This is a genomic window from Vibrio sp. D173a (assembly GCF_030248475.1).
The window spans coordinates 1-657 of sequence record NZ_JAHGAH010001236.1 but is presented as its reverse complement, the minus strand read 5'-3'; the positions used below and the strand labels follow the sequence as shown (position 1 = coordinate 657).

Annotated in this window: 2 protein-coding genes; both read left to right on the top strand. The window is 42.9% G+C overall.

What is annotated here, in order from left to right:
* On the top strand, positions 1–319 hold a 319-nt coding region (fliD, locus tag KIV40_RS32535; RefSeq protein ID WP_285353491.1), incomplete at its 5' end, for a flagellar filament capping protein FliD.
* A gap of 3 nt (positions 320–322) precedes the next feature.
* Positions 323–628 (top strand): flagellar protein FliT, encoded by a 306-nt coding sequence (locus KIV40_RS32530; protein ID WP_285353489.1) that lies wholly within the window; start codon positions 323–325, stop codon positions 626–628.
* Positions 629–657 lie beyond the last annotated feature (29 nt).

Sequence of the window (657 nt, the reverse complement as noted above, 5' to 3'; positions counted from 1 at the left end):
GCTTGAGATTAACTATGATATGTTAGACCGCCAGCTCAATAACAACTTTGACAAGTTGGGTGATTTCTTTGGTGGTAACAATGGTTTCGCGAAAAAAGTCGAAGATGCGATTCAGGGTATTACAGGCGTGACGGGCTCAATTCGAACCCGTGAGCGAAGCCTAGTTGAACAGAATTATCGTATAGCCGATGATCAGGCTTCTCTGGATCGTCGTATGGAGGGGCTAGAGAGCCGTACTCACTCTCGCTTTACCGCCATGCAGGAAGCGACCGGAAAAATGCAGTCCCAATTGGGCAGTATGATGAATGCGTTGGGTTAGTAGATGAAGGATGAACTTCAGAAGCTTTGTGAACTAGATCAACAAATTATGGCTAAGTTCGAAATAAGTGAAATTAATACTGAAGAAATAATGGCGCTTGTCGATAACAGAGAACAGTTATTGCAAAACGTGCTTCATTTATTGGATTCACACCCCGACGTTAAGCAAAGCTCGGAGTGGTATAACGCCATTACGAGAACAAGAAAATTGGTTGAATTGATGCAGACTGAGACTACACGAGTCGGCAAAGACTTGCAGAAGTACCGTCACGGTAACAAGTCAGTTCAACAGTATAAAAAGTTTTTATAGAAGAGGTTTACTATGCGCGGTTCTTTACA